Below are 16018 nucleotides of genomic sequence, written 5' to 3' on the forward strand. Positions count from 1 at the left end.
AGGCTCGCTGAGCCCGCGGGTCGACCGCTTCGGCATCGCGCGAACTGCTCCTCGGCCTGCAGCCTGCTCAGCTTGGCGGCATGGCCGTCAACGGTGCCGTCCAGGGCCTCGTCGTCCCACCAGTCCAGGGGGCTGACCCGTATGCCGTCGGACAACGTGAACAGGTGCACGTGAGCCAGTCCCGGCGGCCAAAAGCGAGATCGATGGCCGTGGCGAACTGAGCGACGGAGTGCGAGCGCGCAGCGGCGAAGACCCGGCCGGGGCGAGGCCACAGGTCTACACCGTGTGCGGAGACCAACTCCACCCGGATGGACACCAGGTACGTGACACGATCGCAGCCCCTTGTATTCGCCAGGTCCGCGAGCCAGCGCCGAGGCTACTGAGTGTGACTGCCATGTGGGGAATCGAGCTGGCCGTGCGTGGGAAGGTCTCTAATCGCCGCTGACAGAAGGCGGAGCGGGCCTGGAACCCGTGCCGCGTGCTTGGACTTGCCGATGAGTGCCCAGAGCTCCCCCATGGATCCGTCGGCTGTACCGCAGGGGACGCGCCGGACAATACTCCCGATTCGTCCGAGGCTTCCCGGCCCCTGTCCGCCGCCTTCCGACGGCCCGTCGCATCAACCAGTCGCCTGATATGCCCTGTCCGCCCACCCGCCAGCTAGACAGGGCGGACAATACGCGGACCTGAATTCAACCCAGATTCGACCCGGATTCGACCCGGATTCGACCCGGACAGTTTGTTCAGCGAGAAAACATGACCTCTGACCTGCGGAAATAAAAAGCGGCAGACGAGTCAGGCTGTACGCCGGGTTCTGTTCCGAAGGGTCCTCGCGGGCCCCTCGGCGACGGCCATCCATCTAGGGCCGGCGTTGCCACCGGCCTCGTGCGGTCTACCCGCGGACTCGGGCGGGCAGCCCTCGAGCGTCCGCGCAGAGACACCGGAGTGTCTCCTCTTGACCTTGCTCCGGGTGGGGTTTACCTAGCTGCCTGAGTCACCTCAGGCACTGGTGGTCTCTTACACCACCGTTTCACCCTTACCGAGGGCCGGAGCCCTCGGCGGTTTGCTTTCTGTGGCACTGTCCCGCGGGTCACCCCGGGTGGCCGTTAGCCACCACCCTGCCCTGTGGAGCCCGGACGTTCCTCGGGGAGCTCCCCGTCAGGGGGACTCCACGCGGCCGTCCGCCCGGCTCGTCTGCCGTGTCGACCATGGTACCGGGCGTGAACGGGGCCGCGGACCGGCGGCGGTCGCCAGTACCGAACCCGCGAGGATCAGGGTGAAGGCCGCGATGATGCCGGGGGTCAGGCGCTCGTCGAGGAACAGTGCCCCTGCCGCCACCGCCACCGCCGGGTTGACGTAGGTGATCACTGTCGCCCGGGTCGGGCCCGCCTCCTTGATCAGTTCGAGGAAGGCGACGAAGGCGATCGCCGTGCAGAGCACCCCCAGTCCGGCCAGGGCGGCCAGGACCTCGGGGGCGGGGACCGAGGACGGCCAGGTGAGCGCGGCCGCCGGGGCGTAGACGAGTGCGGCCAGGGTCAGGCAGAACGCCGTGAGCTGGAGGGACGGGACCTCCTTCAGGCGCCGGGCGGCTATCAGGGGGGCCGTCGCGTAGCCGAGGACCGTCAGGAGGACCTCGCCGAGGGAGCGGGCGTCGCCGCCGGTGAGGTGCGGGACGGTGAGGACTCCTACGCCGCCCAGGCCCAGCGCGAGGCCTGTCACACGGCGTACGCCGAGCCGTTCCGTGTCGCCGAAGAAGCGGGCGAAGACGACGCCGACGATGGGGACGCCCGCGATCAGCAGGCCGGCCGTGGAGCTGGACAGGTGGCGTTCGGCGTCCGTCAGCGTCCACCAGGGGCCGATGATCTCGATGCACGCGAAGGCCACGAGAGGGCGCCAGTGGTTGCGGACCGTGCGGGTCACGCCGCCCTGGCGCAGGGCGAAGGGGAGCAGGATCGCGGCGCCCAGCGCGCAGCGCGTGAACACCACCATGGACGGGGACACGGCGTCCACCGCCACCTTGATCATCAGGTAGGGGACGCCCCAGACCACTCCCATCAGGGAGAACAGGAACCAGCCGCGTGCAGTCATACGGCGAGTCTCGGCCGCCTCACCCCGCCGCGTCTTGAACGCTGTTGCGGTACGCCGCCGGGGTCACGCCCAGCACCCGGCGGAACCAGCGGGTGAGGTGCGCCTGGTCGGCGAAGCCGACGAGGCCCGCGACCTCGGCGGGGCGCAGGCCGGTTTCCAACAGGCCGCGGGCCCTGGCCACGCGGTGCTGGGCGAGCCAGGCGTAGGGCGGTACGCCCATCGTCGTACGGAAGGCGCGCAGCAGCTGGTAGCGGGACAGGCCCAGGTCGGTGGCGAGGTCGGCCAGGGAGGGGGGTTCCACGAGCTCGTCCGCGAGGCGGTCGCGTACGGCCCTGGCGATGTGGCCGGCGCCGGGCACGGTGTCCTCGCTCGCCCGGGCCGTGGAGTGCCGGCGGGCCAGGGCCGTGAGCAGCCAGGGCAGCCGGGACTCGGCCTCCAGCGGGTCGGGGCAGGCGCTGATGTCGGTGTGGGCGGCGCGCAGGGCGGTGGCCAGTTCGGGGTCGTGCAGGACGGGGTCGCAAAAGTGCGGGGGGCCGCCGAGCGTGCCGTCGGTGAGGAGGGACGGCTCGGCGTACAGGGCCTGGTAGGCGTAGCCCTCGCGGGCGGCCGGGCCGCCGGTGTGCATCTCGCCCGGCTCCAGCACGACGATCGAGCCCGGGTAGGAGTGGATCAGCCCGCCCCGGTACGCGATGACCTCCGACCCGCCGACCGTGACGCCGATGGTGAATTCGTGGTGGGCGTGCGGAGCGTAGACGTGTCGGTCGAAGTGGGCGGTGAGGAGGTCCAGGGGCGGGCCGCCCCGCCCCAGCCGTGCCCTGGCCCAGCGGGCCTGTTCCCGTATCCGCCCCCGTGTGCTCACCTCGTGCTACCTCCCCGCCTCACAGGGGATCAGAGGAAGTCGGTGGTGTCCAGGTCGAAGGCGAAGGGTTCCGGGAGGGTGAGCGGTCTGCCGAAGGCCGCGGTGCTGAGTCGGAGGTAGTCGTCTTCCTCCGGCTCACTGAACAGGGTTGTCGAGGAGGAGTCGCGGTCGACGAGCAGGTAGAGAGGGATACCGCCACGTGCGTAGCAACGGCGCTTGGCCACTCGGTCGATCTCCGGCCTGGTGAACGTCACTTCCAGCACCATGGTGACTCCCTCGCAGGGCATCCAGGGGGGCGCGCCCCGGAAGAGCCGTGGTGCGCGGGCAACGATCGTTCCGTCGGGGATCACGTGGTCCTGGGGGTGGCCGTCCCCGTTCCCCAGCTTCAGGCCCTTGTGGCCGGAGAACTGGAGGTCGGGTTCGGAGCGCCGGTAGAGCTGATTCACGATCCTGCTGATGCAGTGCTCGTGGTGACCGTCCGGCAGCGGTGTGAGGATGAACTCGCCCTCGACCAGCTCCGCACGAAAGCCCTCCGGAGTGTCCAGCTCGACGAACCAGTCCAGCAGCAACTGCTGCGTGTACGGATCCTGCGCCATGGCGATGCCGCTCCCCTTCCGCGATCACCGACCAGACTGGGACACGGCACGCATCACGTCCGTGTGATCGAGTGCCGTTCCCTCGATCGTGGCTCCTTGACCTTGCCGCAACGTCAACGTCTTCACTGGTCCCATGCGGATCGGAGAACTCGCCGACGTCGTCGGTGTCACCACGCGGGCCGTGCGGCACTACCACCATCTGGGGCTGTTGCCCGAGCCGGAGCGACGGGCGAACGGGTATCGGGAGTACGGGCTGCGGCACGCTGTCGTGCTGGCGCGGATCCGGCGGCTGACCGAGTTGGGGCTGGGGCTCGCCGAGGTGCGGGATGTGCTCGCGGACGACGCCGGCAAGGACCTCGTCGAGGTGCTGACCGAGCTGGACGAGGATCTGGCGCGGCAGGAGGAGGCCATTCGGGAGCGGCGGGGCCGGTTGCGGGCGTTGCTGGAGGCGGAGGGCGGGGTGCCCGCCGAGGGGCCGGTGTCGCCCCAGCTGGCCGCGTTGTTCGCCGGGACCGCGCATCTGTCGGACTCGCCCATGGCCGCCAAGGACCGCGAGATCATCGCCTTCCTGGAGACGGCCATGCCTCCCGAGGCCGGGCAGCAGCTGGTGTCGTCGCTGAGTGAGGTGCTCGGCCCGCCCGAAGCCATGGCGCGGGCCAATCAGGCGTATGCCTTGCTCGACGCGCTCGCCGACGCGGAGCCGGACGATCCGCGCGTCGCCGAGGCCGCCCGGGCCCTCGCCGACTGCATTCCCCCGGGCCTGTTCCCGGAGATCGGGGAGCTCGACCACGACGGCAGTGTCCTGCGCGCCTTCTACGCGGACCTGGCCCCGGCCCAGGCGGAGGCGATCCGCCGGACGCTGCGCATCCTCACCGAGGAGCGGCGATGAGGATCGCGCGTCTGCTGGTGAGGCACGAGGTGCGGCTGCTCGTGAGTCTCGTGCTGTGGGTGGTGCGGCGTACCGACGGGACGAGGAGTGGGCGGGCTTTCGGGTACGCGCGCGGGCAGGGCGCGATGATGCTGGGGTTCGGGTTCGTGTGCCTCGTCGAGACCGTCGCCATGTCCGTGCTGCTGCGGGACTGGCCGACCGCGCACGCCGTGCTTCTCTTCCTGGACGTGTACGGCATCGTCATCGTCGTCGCGCTGCACGCCTCGTCCGTCGTACGCCCGCACGTGCTGGATCCGGACGACGGCTCGCTGCGGATCCGCCGGTACATCCATGTGGACCTGCGGGTGCCGCTGGAGCGGATCGCCTCGGTGCGGCGCGAGCTGCGGATGACGCACGAGCGGGCCGACGGCGAGCTGAACGTCGAGGTGGGGTCCCAGACCACCGTCACGCTCGAACTGACGGAACCCGTCACGCACGTCACCTTCTTCGGGCGGCGCCGCGAGGTGCGGGTCGTCCGCTTCCACGCCGACGACGCCGACGGTCTGGTCCGCGCCCTCGGCCGGACGCGCGTCTGAGGCCCCCGTACGCTGTCCCGGAGTTCGATCGAAGGAGTACGCGTGCTTGTCCTGCTGCCGCCGTCCGAAGGCAAGGCCTCCTCCGGCCGCGGTGCCCCGCTGAAGCCTCAGGCGCTGTCGCTGCCGGGGCTGACCGCCGCCCGGGAGGCCGTCCTCACCGAGCTGGTCGAGCTGTGCGCCGGCGACGAGGACAAGGCGCGCGAGGTGCTCGGGCTGAGCGAGGGACTGCGGGGCGAGGTCGCCAAGAACGCGGAGCTGCGCACGGCGGGGACCCGGCCGGCCGGGGAGATCTACACCGGGGTGCTGTACGACGCCCTCGGCCTGGCGTCCCTGGACGCCTCCGCCAAGCGGCGTGCCGCGCGGTCGCTGCTGGTCTTCTCCGGGCTGTGGGGAGCGGTCCGGGTGACGGACCGGATTCCGTCCTACCGGTGCTCGATGGGTGTGAAGCTGCCGGGTCTCGGTGCGCTGGGCGCGCACTGGCGTGCGCCGATGGCGTCGGTGCTTCCCGAGGTCGCCGGGGACGGGCTGGTGCTGGATCTGCGGTCCGCCGCGTACGCCGCCGCGTGGAAGCCGAAGGGCGAGGTCGCCGGGCGGACGGCGTCCGTGCGGGTGCTGCACGCGCCGACCCGGAAGGTCGTCAGCCACTTCAACAAGGCGACGAAGGGGCGGATCGTGCGCAGCCTGCTGACGGCCGGGGCCGCCCCGAAGGGTCCGGCCGAGCTGGTGGAGGTGCTGCGGGATCTCGGATACGTGGTGGAGGCGACGGCGCCCGCGAAGACGGGGCAGCCGTGGTCGCTGGATGTGCTGGTGACCGAGGTCCACTGATCGTGCGGTTGCAGCATGCGCAATGAGCTTTGCGCATGCTGTTGAATCGGCGGCAGGATACGGCCATGGCCTCTCCCCTGCCCGCCTCCGTGCTGGACCTCGCGCCCGTCGTGCCTGTCGTCGTCGAGGATGCCGTGGATGCCGTACCGCTGGCGCGGGCGCTGGTCGCCGGTGGGCTGCCCGCGATCGAGGTGACCTTGCGGACGCCGGCGGCTGTGGAGGCGATCCGGGAGATCGCCGGGCGGGTACCCGAGGCGGTGGTCGGTGCCGGGACGGTGATCAGCCCCGGGCAGGTCGCGGACGCGATGGCCGCGGGCGCCCGCTTCCTGGTCAGTCCCGGCTGGACGGACGTACTGCTGGAGGCGATGCGGGCGTCGGACGTGCCGTTCCTGCCGGGGGTGTCGACCACCTCGGAGGTCGTGGCGCTGCTGGAGCGCGGGGTGCGGGAGATGAAGTTCTTCCCGGCCGAGGCCGCGGGCGGTACGGCGTATCTGAAGTCGCTGGCGGGGCCGCTCCCGCAGGCCCGGTTCTGTCCCACGGGCGGGATCGGCCCGGCCTCCGTCCCGGACTATCTGGCCCTGCCCAACGTCGCCTGCGTGGGCGGGAGCTGGATGCTGCCGCGGGAGGCGGTCGCGGCGCGCGACTGGGGCCGGGTCGAGGCGCTGGCCCGCGAGGCGGCGGCGTTCAGCGCAGGTGTGACGTGTCGTTGAGGAGCCTGACGCTGGCGTTGCCGTCCGCGTAGTACGCGACGACCGACATGGACGCGGCCGACAGTTCCATCCGGAACAGGGACTCCGGCGGGGCGCCGAGGGCGAGCCGGACGAACGTCTTGATCGGGGTCACGTGTGTGACGAGCAGGACCGTGCGGCCCGTGTACGCCGCGATCAGCTTGTCGCGGGTGGCGGCGATCCGGGTGGCGGTCGCCGTGAAGCTCTCGCCGCCGCCGGTGGGTTCGGCGTCCGGGGAGGCCAGCCAGGCGTTCAGGTCGTCGGGGTGCCGCTCGCGCACCTCGGCGAAGGTGAGTCCCTCCCAGGCGCCGAAGTCCGTCTCGCGCAGCCCGTCGTCGACGCTCACGTCGAGGCCGAGCCGGGCGGCGATGATACCGGCGGTCTCCCGGGTGCGGGCGAGGGGCGACGACACGATCGCCTGGATCGTGCCCCGCCGTGCGAGCAGGGCGGCGGCTCGCTCGGCCTGGTCCCGGCCGATGTCGGAGAGGGAGGGATCGGTGCCACCACTACCGGAGAACCGCTTCTGCGGCGTCAACGGCGTCTCCCCGTGCCGCAACAGCACGAAGGTGGCGGGGGCGCCCATGTCGGCGGGAGCCCAGCCCGGGGTGGCGACGGCCTTGGCGGCACGGGTGTCGGCGACGTCCTTGGCGGCGCGGGCGTCGGCATCCTCCCTCGCCGCGCGGACATCGGCGTCCGCCCTGGCGGCACGAGCGTCGGAGTCCGTCTTCGCCGAGTCGGCGCCAGTGCCGGCCGACGCGCCTTCGCCGCCCCGCTGCTCTGTCGCTCCGACGGAAGGCGGCACGGGAGAAGGAGGCCCGGCTTCCGGATCCGAGCCGGTCGGCGTGACGGAGGCGGCGCGACCCGTCGCCAGGGCTTCGCGGGCCTTCGCGGCGCCCGCCGCCGCGTCACCGGGCGGGCCCTGCGGGGCGACGGACCCGGCGGAGGTGTCCAGCTCCGCCGTCGAAGTCGAAGCCGACCACTGCTCTCCCCTGGCCCCGGCGTCCATCGCCTCGTTGGCCAGCCGGTCCGCGTGCTTGTTGCGCTCTCGCGGGATCCACTCGTACGTCACGCGCCCGGGCGGGAAGATCCGGGCCGCGTCCGCGGCCAGTGGCTTCATGTCGGGGTGCTTGATCTTCCAGCGGCCCGACATCTGCTCGATCACGAGCTTGGAGTCCATCCGGACGTGCACCGTCGCGGCCGGGTCCAGTTCGTGGGCGGCGCGCAGGCCGGCGAGGAGGCCGCGGTACTCGGCGACGTTGTTCGTGGCGACGCCGATGTACTCGGCGGCCTCCCGCAGCGTCCCGCCCGTCGCCGCGTCGCTCACCACGGCCCCGTAGCCCGCGGGCCCCGGGTTGCCCCGCGACCCGCCGTCGGCCTCGACGATGAACTCCCGCACCGCAAGGGCTCCCAGCGACCTAGAGACCGGACTCGGACGTGCGCACCAGGATGCGGCGGCAGTTCTCGCAGCGGATCACCCTGTCGGGCGCCGCGTTGCGGATCTCGCTCAGCTCCGTGATGGCGAGCTCCTGCCGGCAGCCCTGGCAGCTGCGCGCGTACAGCTTCGCCGCGCCGATGCCGCCCTGCTGCTCGCGCAGCTTGTCGTAGAGCCCCAGCAGGTCGGCGGGGATCGAACCGGCGATGACCTCGCGCTCCTTGGTGACCGTGGCGATCTCGCCGTCGATCTGCTCGAAGGCCGCGTCACGCCGCGCGGTCGCGTCGTCGATCTTCGACTGGACGGAACCGACCCGCTCGGTCAGCTCGGCGACCCGCTGCTGCGCGGACTCCCGGCGCTCCATGACCTCCAGCACCACGTCCTCCAGATCGCCCTGCCGCTTGGCGAGCGAGGCGATCTCGTGCTGGAGGTTCTCCAGGTCCTTGGGGGAGGTGACGGCGCCGGAGTCCAGGCGCTGCTGGTCGCGGGTGGCACGCTGGCGCACCTGGTCCACGTCCTGCTCGGCCTTGGTCTGCTCGCGGGCGCAGTCGCTCTCCTCGGTCTGCGCGGCCACGAGCAGGTCGCGCAGCTGGGTGTGGTCCTTGGTCAGCGACTCGATCTCGGCGTGCTCGGGCAGCGACCTCCGCCGGTGGGCCAGCTGCTGGAGGCGGACGTCGAGGTCCTGGACGTCGAGGAGTCGGATCTGGTCGGCGGGCTCGGCGTTCAGTTCGGGGCTCCCAGGGGGTCAGAAGTGGAAGGGGGGCGCGAAGCCCTCGTTGGAAGGGCGGTGGCGGGCGACGGGTGGGCGGAGGCCGCGTGGGCGGTCCAGGGGTCGGTGACCGTTTTCGAGACGTGAACGCGCAGGTCCCATCCGTGCCGGTCGGAGATCTCGTCGAGCTGGCTCGCGGCCAGCTCGCACCAGGGCCACTCGGTGGCCCAGTGCGCCGCGTCGAGCAGCGCGAGGGGGCTGTGGGCGCGAGCCTCGGAGACGGGGTGGTGGCGCAGGTCCGCCGTGAGGAAGGCGTCGACGCCCGCCGCGCGTACCTGGTCGAAGAGGCTGTCGCCGGAGCCGCCGCTGACGGCGACGGTGCGCAGCACCGCCTCGGGGTCGCCGGCGACCCGGATGCCCTGCGCGGTGGCGGGCAGCCGCTCGGCGGCACGGGCGGCGAACTCGCGGACGGTCAGCGGATGGTCGAGGGCGCAGACGCGGCCCAGCCCCCGGCGGCCCTCGGGGTCGGTCGGGTCCGGTACCAGCGGCCCGGTGATCCGCAGGTCCAGGGCGCCCGCGAGGGCGTCGGAGACGCCGGGGTCGGCGGTGTCGGCGTTGGTGTGGGCGACGTGCAGCGCGATGTCGTTCTTGATGAGCGTGTGGACGACACGGCCCTTGAAGTGCGTCGCCGCGACCGTCGTCGTGCCGCGCAGATAGAGCGGGTGGTGGGTGACGAGCAGGTCGGCGCCCAGCTTCACCGCCTCGTCGACGATCTCCTGGACCGGGTCGACGGCGAACAGGACGCGCGTGACCTCCTGGTTCGGGTCGCCCACGACGGTGCCGACCGCGTCCCAGGACTCGGCCCGCTCGGCGGGCCACAGGTTCTCCAGGGCGGCGATGACTTCAGACAGACGGGGCACGGGTGCAAGGCTACCCGGCTGATCTGTGACGTTGAACCGCCACCGCCGCCACCACTGCCGCCGTCACCGCCACCGCCCCCTGCCCCCTCACTCGGCTGCCGCCCCGCCCAGCACACAAGCCCGCACATCCTCAGGAGAATCGTTCCTGGAACACCCTTATGTGTGAAGTCGGGAGCCAGCGGATTCCCCGCCAGCACGTACGAAAACTACGTTCGTGACTGGAGGTGACCGAACGATGACAGCGTGTGTGATCGAGCCTTCGGCGGGACACGAGGACGACGAGGCCGCGCCGGCAGGATGCACACTCACCGCGGACGGTGCCTACGCCGCACGCCTCGCGTCGGCCGGCGACTCCTGGTTCCCGGAGCGCTGGACCCTGGACGGCCCCGAGCCGTACGCGGTACCCCTGCCCCGCAACCAGCCGGAGGAGCCCGGCACCGAAGTGCAGCCGATGGGCGACGGGCGGGTCCTCATCCACCGCCTGGTGGCCGGGCGGCACGCCTTCTCGCTGCTGTACCCGACCGGGCCCGGCACCGGCGAGCTGCCCCTGGGCGTGGTCGACTGCCGGGACGACACGGCCCGGCTGCGACTGCTGCCGCCCGCCCCCGGCGGCGAGCGGGCGTACGCCCTGGCCGTCGGCCCGCGTTCGACGACGGTGTGGCTGGTGGCGGGCGGCGCCTTCGGGCCCGAGCGACTGGCCGAGCTGCCCGGCCGCTGCTCGGGCGGGGTCTGGCTGGACCGTACGGGGCGGCTGCTGGCCCTGGACCGGGAGACGGGCGGGCGCACCAAGGCCGTCGTGGTGGACCTGGAGCGTGGCGGGGAGGTGTCGCCGCTGCTCCAGATCGCCGCCGACAGCGACGACCGGCTGCTGCTCGCCGACCACGACAGCGGGCTGCTGCTCATCCGCTCGGACGCGCCCTCGCCTGGGCAGGACCGGCTGGGCTGGGGTGTCCTGGGCAGCACACTGCCGGTGCGCTTCCCGGAGTGCCTGCGGCTGCGGGACTGCACCGTCACGCCGTTCGCGATCCAGCCGGGGCAGATGCTGACGCCGGAGAGCTGCGCGGTGGCGCTGCGCGTCGACGGGCCGCACGGCAGCTGGGTCGGCGTGTGGCGGCCGTCCGAGCGGCGGGTGCACCATCTCCCGGCGCCCGAGGGGTGGCTGGCGGGCACCGGCCTGTGGACGCCGGAGGGGGTGCTGCGTCTGCCGTACGCGACGGAGGCCGTGCCGTGCGGCGTGGCGCAGGTGAGCCCGCCCGCGGCCGAAGCGCCCGAGCCCGGCGCGCCCCCGGTGACAGGACACCCCCCGGAACCGGAACCCTCCGGGCACCCCCCGCAGCCGGCACAGCCCGCACAACCCGCACACCGACCGCAGCCCCCACAACCCACCCCACCGGCCGATCCCGCTCCGCCCCCGGCCCCCTCCACCCCCCGCCCGGTCCCGCTGCAACAGGCACCATTGGGACGGCTTGTAACGAACTAGTGCCGGTTGGCGTGGCCGCCTGGATCCGGGGGGCGGGGTGCCGGTTAAACTCGCCCGGCTGTAAGAAAGATCATGTTGACGGGGTGAATTCCATCCGATGAGTGACGCCAGCACGAACCAGCCGCGCAATGCCGACGTCCAGGAGATCGCCGCCGGCCACGGCCGGCACCGTGGCGAGGTCTCCACGCAGGACAGCGAGACGGCTCCGCGCGGCCGTCACCGCAAGCCGGTGGCGGAGACCGAGCGGACCGAGACGGCGGCCTGACGGAACGTCAGTGACCGGACGGTGAACGGCCCCACCCATATGTGACGGGTGGGGCCGTTTCCCGTTCTTCAGCCGCGTCTCAGCCCCTGTCGTCGGCCGCGCCTCAGCCCCCGGTCCTCAGCCGCGCTTCAGCCCCAGCACCTCCGCCGCCGCGAACGTCTCCCCCGCCGGCCGGTCCGCGTAGTACGGCCCGAGGACGGCCTCCAGTTCGTCGTACGTGAAGGTGTCCTGCTTGCTGTCGAACCGGGCGGCGACGCGCGGCCGTTCGACGACGGCCACCATGCCGCCGTGCACCACGAGGAGCTGTCCGTTCACATGGGCGGCGGCGGGCGAGGCCAGATAGCCGACGAGCGGGGCGACGTGCTCGGGGGCGAGCGGGTCGAGGCCGTTGCCGGAGGGCCGTTCGACGCCCGCGAAGACGTCCTCGGTCATCCGGGTGCGGGCGCGCGGGCAGATCGCGTTGGCCGTGACGCCGTACTTGCCGAGGGCGAGGGCCGTGGAGGTGGTCAGGCCGACGATCCCGCCCTTGGCGGCGGCATAGTTGGGCTGCCCGGCGGAGCCGGCGAGGAACGCCTCGGAGGAGGTGTTCACGATCCGCCCGAACACCGGCTCCCCGGCCCGCTTGGACCGCTCCCGCCAGTGGGCGGCGGCGAACCGGATGGTGTTGAAGTGCCCCTTGAGGTGCACGCGGAGCACGGCGTCCCACTCCTCCTCGGACATCGAGAACACCATGCGGTCGCGCAGGATGCCCGCGCTGTTGACGAGGATGTCGAGCTTGCCGAACCCGGCGACGGCCGACTCGACCAGTTCGCGCGCCTGCCGGAAGTCGGAGACGTCGCCGGTGTGCGCGAGCGCGGTTCCGCCCGCCGCGCGGATCTCGGCGGCGACCTCCTCGGCAGGCCCGGCGGAGGCCTCGCCGGTACCGTCGCGGCCCGGCTGCCCGTAGTCGTTGACGACCACGGCGGCGCCGAGCCGGGCGAGTTCCAGCGCCTCGGCCCGGCCGAGCCCGCGGCCGGCGCCCGTGACGATCGCGGACAGTCCCTTCAGCGGCAGCGGCATGGCGGTGTCCTCACATCTCGATGCACGTACGCAGGGCGGTCCCGGTCCGCATCTGGTCCAGGGCCTCGTTGATGTCGGCGAAGGGGACCCGGTGGGTGATCAGGCCCGCCAGGTCGACACGGCCCGCGTGCCACAGGGCGATGGTGCGTTCGTAGGAGCGCAGGATGTCGCCGCCGCCGTACATGGACGGCAGGATCCGCTTCTCGTCGAAGAACAGCTCGAACATGTTCAGCTGGAGGAAGTCGTCCATGGCGCCCGCGCCGACCACGACGAGGGTGCCGCCGCGCCGGGTGGTGTCGTAGGCGGTCCGTGCCGTGGCGGACTTGCCGACGACCTCGAAGACGTAGTCGAACCCCTCGCCGGCGGTGACCTGCTGCTTGGCGTCGGGCAGTTCGTCGGGCGAGACGGCCTTCGTGGCCCCGAACCGCAGGGCGGCCTCACGCCGGGAGACGACCGGATCGACGGCGACGATCTCGGCGGCCCCGCGCAGCCGGGCCCCCTGGATCACGGAGATGCCCACGCCCCCGCACCCGATGACCGCCACCGACGAACCGGCCTCCACGTCCGCCGTGTTGAGCGCGGCGCCCAGACCGGTCGTCACCCCGCAGCCGATGAGGGCGGCGATGTCGAAGGGCACGTCGTCGGGTATCGGCACCGCGCACCCGGCGTCGACGACGACCTCCTCGGTGAACGTACCGGTGCCTGCCATGCCGAAGACGTCCCCGCCCGGCCGCCTGAAGTTGGGGGTGCCCGCGTTCATGAACCCGGCGAGGCACAGCTCGGTCTGTCCGCGCTTGCAGGCGGGGCAGGCACCGCAGGCGGGCAGCCAGCACACGACGACCCGGTCACCGGCCGTCAAGTGGCCGACTCCTTCGCCGACTTCGAGGATCTCGCCCGCCCCCTCGTGCCCGGGGACGAACGGCCCGGGCTGCGGCAGCACCCCGCTCATCGCCGACAGGTCCGAGTGGCACAGCCCCGTGGCGCGCACCCGGATCCGCACCTTGCCGGGTCCGAACCCCACCGCCTCGACGTCGTCGAGGACCTCCAGCTTGTCCTGGCCGATCTCGTGCAGTACGGCTGCGCGCATGGTGCGGCTCCCCTCGTACGGCGTTCTGGACTCAGGTGTGTTCGACGACGGTGTCGGCGAGGACGGGCGTGTCGTCCCGCTCGACCACGCTGACAGCGACCCGGACCCCGCCGCCCAGGCGCCACATGCGGATCCGCAGCGTCTCCCCCGGGTACACGACCCCGGCGAACCGGGTGGCGTACGACCGGACCCGGGTCACGTCCCCGTCGAGCAGCGCGCCGACGACCGCCTTGAGCGTCATTCCGTAGGTGCACAGCCCGTGCAGGATGGGCCGGTCGAACCCGGCGCGCTTGGCGAAATCGGGGTCGGCGTGCAGCGGGTTCCAGTCCCCGGACAGCCGGTACAGCAGGGCCTGGTCCTCGCGGACATGCCGCTCGACGACCCGGTCCGGCTCACCGGCGGGCGGATCGAGCCGGGTGGACGGGCCACGGTCGCCGCCCCAGCCGCCCTCTCCCCGTACGTAGATCTGCGCGTCGTTGGTCCACAACGGTCCGTCGTCGTCGGCCACTTCGGTCCGCATGACGAGGACGGCCGCCTTGCCCTTGTCGTACACGGCGGCGATCCGGCCGGTGGCCCTCGCGCGCCCCCGGGCCGGGATGGGGCGATGGATCCTCAGGCTCTGCCCGCCATGGAGGACGCGGGCGAGGTCGACGTCGACGCCGGGCATGGACAGGCCGCTGATCACCCCGGGGGATCCGGCGCCCGCGACGGTGGCGAAGCTCGGCAGGACGTGCAGCCGGGACTCCAGGGTGTAGCGCAGCTCGTCGGGGTCGGCGGCGGGGACGCCCGCGCCGATGCCCAGGTGGTAGAGCTGCACGTCCTTGTGGTCCCAGGAGAGCTCGCCGGTCCGGGGTTCGGCGGCGAGCGCCTTCGCTGCGTCGATGGGCATGGGGCTCCTGATCGCCGTGGGAAAGACCTCGGCACGGCCGTCCGCACCGTCGGCCGCGCCGAGGCCCGTCTGGGGCCGAACTGGAACGCGTTCCAGTCCTGGGCACCTCTGTATAGCCCAGGCCCCCACACTTGTGAAGGCTCCTGACGTCATGTCAGATCGTGGCGGGGTCGGGGGCAGGCCGATGACATTTGTCCTGCCGAACTCCGTACAACCGCATCTGTCCCCGGCCACCGCGGATCCGTAGCGTCACTGCCATGACCACGCAGACCCAGCGAGCCGTCAGGCGTCGCTTCGAGGCGACCCGGGCGGCCGTCCGGCAGGCCCGGGAGCACCGGCGCTCCTACGCGGCGAACGAGACGCGGCTCAAGGCCGAGTGGCGAGCCGCCCGGAGAGCGGGCGAGCTCCCCGAGCACCCCGGTCCGCCGCCCAGCGGGGTCACCCTGCTGCCATGGCTGCTGATGGGGATGGGCGCCTTCTCCAACCTCTTCCAGGACCGGACGCCGAACCCGTGGATCGGCGGGCTCGGCCTGCTCACCTTCAACACGCTCTACATCTACGTGGCGTTCCGCTCGTTCCACAGGGAGAAGCGCGAGGCCCGCTCCACCCGGATGGCCCACGTCCTGCTGACGGCCGTGACCTGCGCGCTCGCCGCCGGCTACGGCGGCAACTGGCTGCTGCTCTTCCCCCTGCTCGGCCTCGCGACGGGCGCGGCCCTGCGCCTGTCGTACCTGCGGCCCGCGGGTACGGCGGTGGCGGTGCTGGCCGGTGCGGTGTCCTGCTTCCACGACGGCTGGGGCGGCCTCGACACCGCGTACGCCACGTGGATCTCGACGATGGTGACGGCGGCGATCATGCGGCTCTCCGAGGCGGTGCGCGAACTGCGCGCGGCCCGCGAGGAACTGGCCCGCCGGGCGGTCGAGAAGGAGCGGCTGCGCTTCTCCCGTGACCTGCACGATCTGCTCGGGCACACGATGTCGGTGATCGTCGTGAAGTCGGAGGCGGCCCGACGCCTGGCCGCCCGCGATCTGGATGCCGCGCTGGCCCAGATCACGGACATCGAGGCCGTGGGCCGCCAGGCGCTGACGGAGATCCGGGAGGCCGTGACCGGCTACCGCCAGGGCAGCCTCGGCACGGAACTGGACCGCGCGCACTCGGCCCTGACGGCGGCGGGCATCACGCTCGCCGTGATCCGCTCGGGCCCTCAGTCCGGGCCGCAGGCCGAGGCGCTGCTGGGGTGGGTGGTACGGGAGGCGGTCACGAACGTCGTGCGGCACAGCGGGGCGGGCCGTTGCGAGATCACGCTGTCGGGCGGGGCGGAGCGGGTGCGGCTGTCCGTGGTGGACGACGGGGTCGGGGCGGTCGCCGACGGCACGGGCGGGAGCGGTGAGGCATGCGGCGGGCCCGAAGGTGTGGGCGGTGGGCCCGGCGGCGCGGGTGCCCGCGCCGGCACGGGGCTGACAGGCCTGACGGAGCGTCTCGCCGCGGCGGGTGGTTCGCTGACGGCGGGGCGGCAGGCCAGGGGCGGATTCGCCGTGTCGGCGGAACTCCCGCTCGATGTCGATGCGACGGACGTGCGCTCGGCGGTGGCGGAACGGGCGTGACCGTTCGCCCCACGAC

General features: G+C 72.5%; 15 protein-coding genes, 1 other RNA gene and 1 pseudogene. 7 read left to right on the forward strand and 10 right to left on the reverse strand.

Annotated elements, in window-relative coordinates; genetic code table 11:
- Window positions 1-784: 784 nt before the first annotated feature.
- The 4 genes and pseudogenes from rnpB to ACIBNA_RS23380 form a co-directional block, all read right to left on the reverse strand.
- Window positions 785-1190, reverse strand: an RNA gene (gene rnpB / locus ACIBNA_RS23365) — RNase P RNA component class A.
- A 115-nt stretch (window positions 1191-1305) separates the two neighbouring features.
- A pseudogene (locus tag ACIBNA_RS23370) lies at window positions 1306-2085 on the reverse strand (DMT family transporter); the annotation flags it as partial.
- 19 nt (window positions 2086-2104) lie between these two features.
- A complete protein-coding gene (locus ACIBNA_RS23375) occupies window positions 2105-2944 on the reverse strand; it encodes an AraC family ligand binding domain-containing protein (protein ID WP_399167066.1) in 840 nt (279 codons plus the stop codon).
- Window positions 2945-2973: 29 nt separating this feature from the next.
- Complete coding sequence (locus ACIBNA_RS23380) at window positions 2974-3540, reverse strand: Uma2 family endonuclease (protein ID WP_399167067.1); 567 nt, start codon at window positions 3538-3540, stop codon at window positions 2974-2976.
- 133 nt (window positions 3541-3673) lie between these two features.
- Between ACIBNA_RS23380 and ACIBNA_RS23385 the strand changes: the two genes are divergently transcribed.
- The 4 genes from ACIBNA_RS23385 to eda all read left to right on the forward strand — a co-directional run bounded on the left by ACIBNA_RS23385 (window position 3674) and on the right by eda (window position 6539).
- Window positions 3674-4429, forward strand: a complete 756-nt coding sequence (locus tag ACIBNA_RS23385) for a MerR family transcriptional regulator (RefSeq protein ID WP_399167068.1) — start codon at window positions 3674-3676, stop codon at window positions 4427-4429.
- A complete protein-coding gene (locus ACIBNA_RS23390) occupies window positions 4426-5004 on the forward strand; it encodes a hypothetical protein (RefSeq protein WP_399167069.1) in 579 nt (192 codons plus the stop codon). The genes ACIBNA_RS23385 and ACIBNA_RS23390 overlap by 4 nt, the downstream gene beginning before the upstream one ends.
- Window positions 5005-5046: 42 nt before the next feature.
- The gene (gene yaaA, locus ACIBNA_RS23395; protein ID WP_399167070.1) at window positions 5047-5829 is read left to right on the forward strand and encodes a peroxide stress protein YaaA; all 783 of its coding nucleotides are present in this window, start codon (window positions 5047-5049) and stop codon (window positions 5827-5829) included.
- A 65-nt stretch (window positions 5830-5894) separates the two neighbouring features.
- Window positions 5895-6539, forward strand: coding sequence for a bifunctional 4-hydroxy-2-oxoglutarate aldolase/2-dehydro-3-deoxy-phosphogluconate aldolase (gene eda / locus ACIBNA_RS23400; protein ID WP_399167071.1), 645 nt, complete (start codon window positions 5895-5897; stop codon window positions 6537-6539).
- On the opposite strand, the gene ACIBNA_RS23405 is transcribed toward eda, so the two are convergent.
- From ACIBNA_RS23405 to ACIBNA_RS23415, 3 genes are read right to left on the reverse strand one after another with little or no spacing between them, the layout of a single operon-like run.
- Complete coding sequence (locus tag ACIBNA_RS23405) at window positions 6514-7953, reverse strand: bifunctional RNase H/acid phosphatase (protein ID WP_399167072.1); 1440 nt, start codon at window positions 7951-7953, stop codon at window positions 6514-6516. The genes eda and ACIBNA_RS23405 overlap by 26 nt on opposite strands.
- 19 nt (window positions 7954-7972) lie before the next feature.
- Window positions 7973-8716, reverse strand: a complete 744-nt coding sequence (locus ACIBNA_RS23410) for a zinc ribbon domain-containing protein (RefSeq protein ID WP_399167193.1) — start codon at window positions 8714-8716, stop codon at window positions 7973-7975.
- Window positions 8713-9618 carry a Nif3-like dinuclear metal center hexameric protein gene (locus ACIBNA_RS23415; RefSeq protein ID WP_399167073.1) on the reverse strand — a complete coding sequence of 302 codons (906 nt, stop codon included), beginning with the start codon at window positions 9616-9618 and terminating at the stop codon, window positions 8713-8715. The genes ACIBNA_RS23410 and ACIBNA_RS23415 overlap by 4 nt, the downstream gene beginning before the upstream one ends.
- Before the next feature lie 235 nt (window positions 9619-9853).
- Between ACIBNA_RS23415 and ACIBNA_RS23420 the strand changes: the two genes are divergently transcribed.
- Window positions 9854-11098, forward strand: a complete 1245-nt coding sequence (locus ACIBNA_RS23420; RefSeq protein ID WP_399167074.1) for a hypothetical protein — start codon at window positions 9854-9856, stop codon at window positions 11096-11098.
- A 97-nt stretch (window positions 11099-11195) separates the two neighbouring features.
- Window positions 11196-11363, forward strand: a complete 168-nt coding sequence (locus tag ACIBNA_RS23425; RefSeq protein ID WP_274815920.1) for a hypothetical protein — start codon at window positions 11196-11198, stop codon at window positions 11361-11363.
- Between the two features lie 117 nt (window positions 11364-11480).
- Here the strand turns inward: ACIBNA_RS23425 and ACIBNA_RS23430 are convergent, their stop codons facing one another.
- The 3 genes from ACIBNA_RS23430 to ACIBNA_RS23440 are packed head-to-tail and all read right to left on the reverse strand — an operon-like array spanning window position 11481 to window position 14398.
- Window positions 11481-12422 (reverse strand): 3-oxoacyl-ACP reductase, encoded by a 942-nt coding sequence (locus tag ACIBNA_RS23430; RefSeq protein WP_399167075.1) that lies wholly within the window; start codon window positions 12420-12422, stop codon window positions 11481-11483.
- A 10-nt stretch (window positions 12423-12432) separates the two neighbouring features.
- Entirely contained in the window at window positions 12433-13509 is a 1077-nt protein-coding gene (locus ACIBNA_RS23435) for a Zn-dependent alcohol dehydrogenase (RefSeq protein ID WP_399167076.1), read from the reverse strand.
- 31 nt (window positions 13510-13540) lie between these two features.
- The gene (locus ACIBNA_RS23440) at window positions 13541-14398 is read right to left on the reverse strand and encodes a MaoC/PaaZ C-terminal domain-containing protein (protein ID WP_399167077.1); all 858 of its coding nucleotides are present in this window, start codon (window positions 14396-14398) and stop codon (window positions 13541-13543) included.
- Between the two features lie 257 nt (window positions 14399-14655).
- Between ACIBNA_RS23440 and ACIBNA_RS23445 the strand changes: the two genes are divergently transcribed.
- Window positions 14656-16002 carry a sensor histidine kinase gene (locus ACIBNA_RS23445; protein ID WP_399167078.1) on the forward strand — a complete coding sequence of 449 codons (1347 nt, stop codon included), beginning with the start codon at window positions 14656-14658 and terminating at the stop codon, window positions 16000-16002.
- Window positions 16003-16018 lie beyond the last annotated feature (16 nt).

The organism is Streptomyces sp. NPDC050164 (genome assembly GCF_044459945.1).
GTDB lineage: Bacteria > Actinomycetota > Actinomycetes > Streptomycetales > Streptomycetaceae > Streptomyces > Streptomyces coeruleorubidus_A.

Bases quoted from the DNA above. Each gene is read 5' to 3' on its own strand.
- ACIBNA_RS23430 (WP_399167075.1), bottom strand. From the start codon at position 12,422: ATGCCGCTGCCGCTGAAGGGACTGTCCGCGATCGTCACGGGCGCCGGC.
- eda (WP_399167071.1), top strand. From the start codon at position 5,895: ATGGCCTCTCCCCTGCCCGCCTCCGTGCTGGACCTCGCGCCCGTCGTG.
- ACIBNA_RS23420 (WP_399167074.1), top strand. From the start codon at position 9,854: ATGACAGCGTGTGTGATCGAGCCTTCGGCGGGACACGAGGACGACGAG.
- ACIBNA_RS23435 (WP_399167076.1), bottom strand. From the start codon at position 13,509: ATGCGCGCAGCCGTACTGCACGAGATCGGCCAGGACAAGCTGGAGGTC.
- ACIBNA_RS23445 (WP_399167078.1), top strand. From the start codon at position 14,656: ATGACCACGCAGACCCAGCGAGCCGTCAGGCGTCGCTTCGAGGCGACC.
- ACIBNA_RS23385 (WP_399167068.1), top strand. From the start codon at position 3,674: ATGCGGATCGGAGAACTCGCCGACGTCGTCGGTGTCACCACGCGGGCC.
- ACIBNA_RS23425 (WP_274815920.1), top strand. From the start codon at position 11,196: ATGAGTGACGCCAGCACGAACCAGCCGCGCAATGCCGACGTCCAGGAG.
- ACIBNA_RS23390 (WP_399167069.1), top strand. From the start codon at position 4,426: ATGAGGATCGCGCGTCTGCTGGTGAGGCACGAGGTGCGGCTGCTCGTG.
- ACIBNA_RS23380 (WP_399167067.1), bottom strand. From the start codon at position 3,540: ATGGCGCAGGATCCGTACACGCAGCAGTTGCTGCTGGACTGGTTCGTC.
- ACIBNA_RS23440 (WP_399167077.1), bottom strand. From the start codon at position 14,398: ATGCCCATCGACGCAGCGAAGGCGCTCGCCGCCGAACCCCGGACCGGC.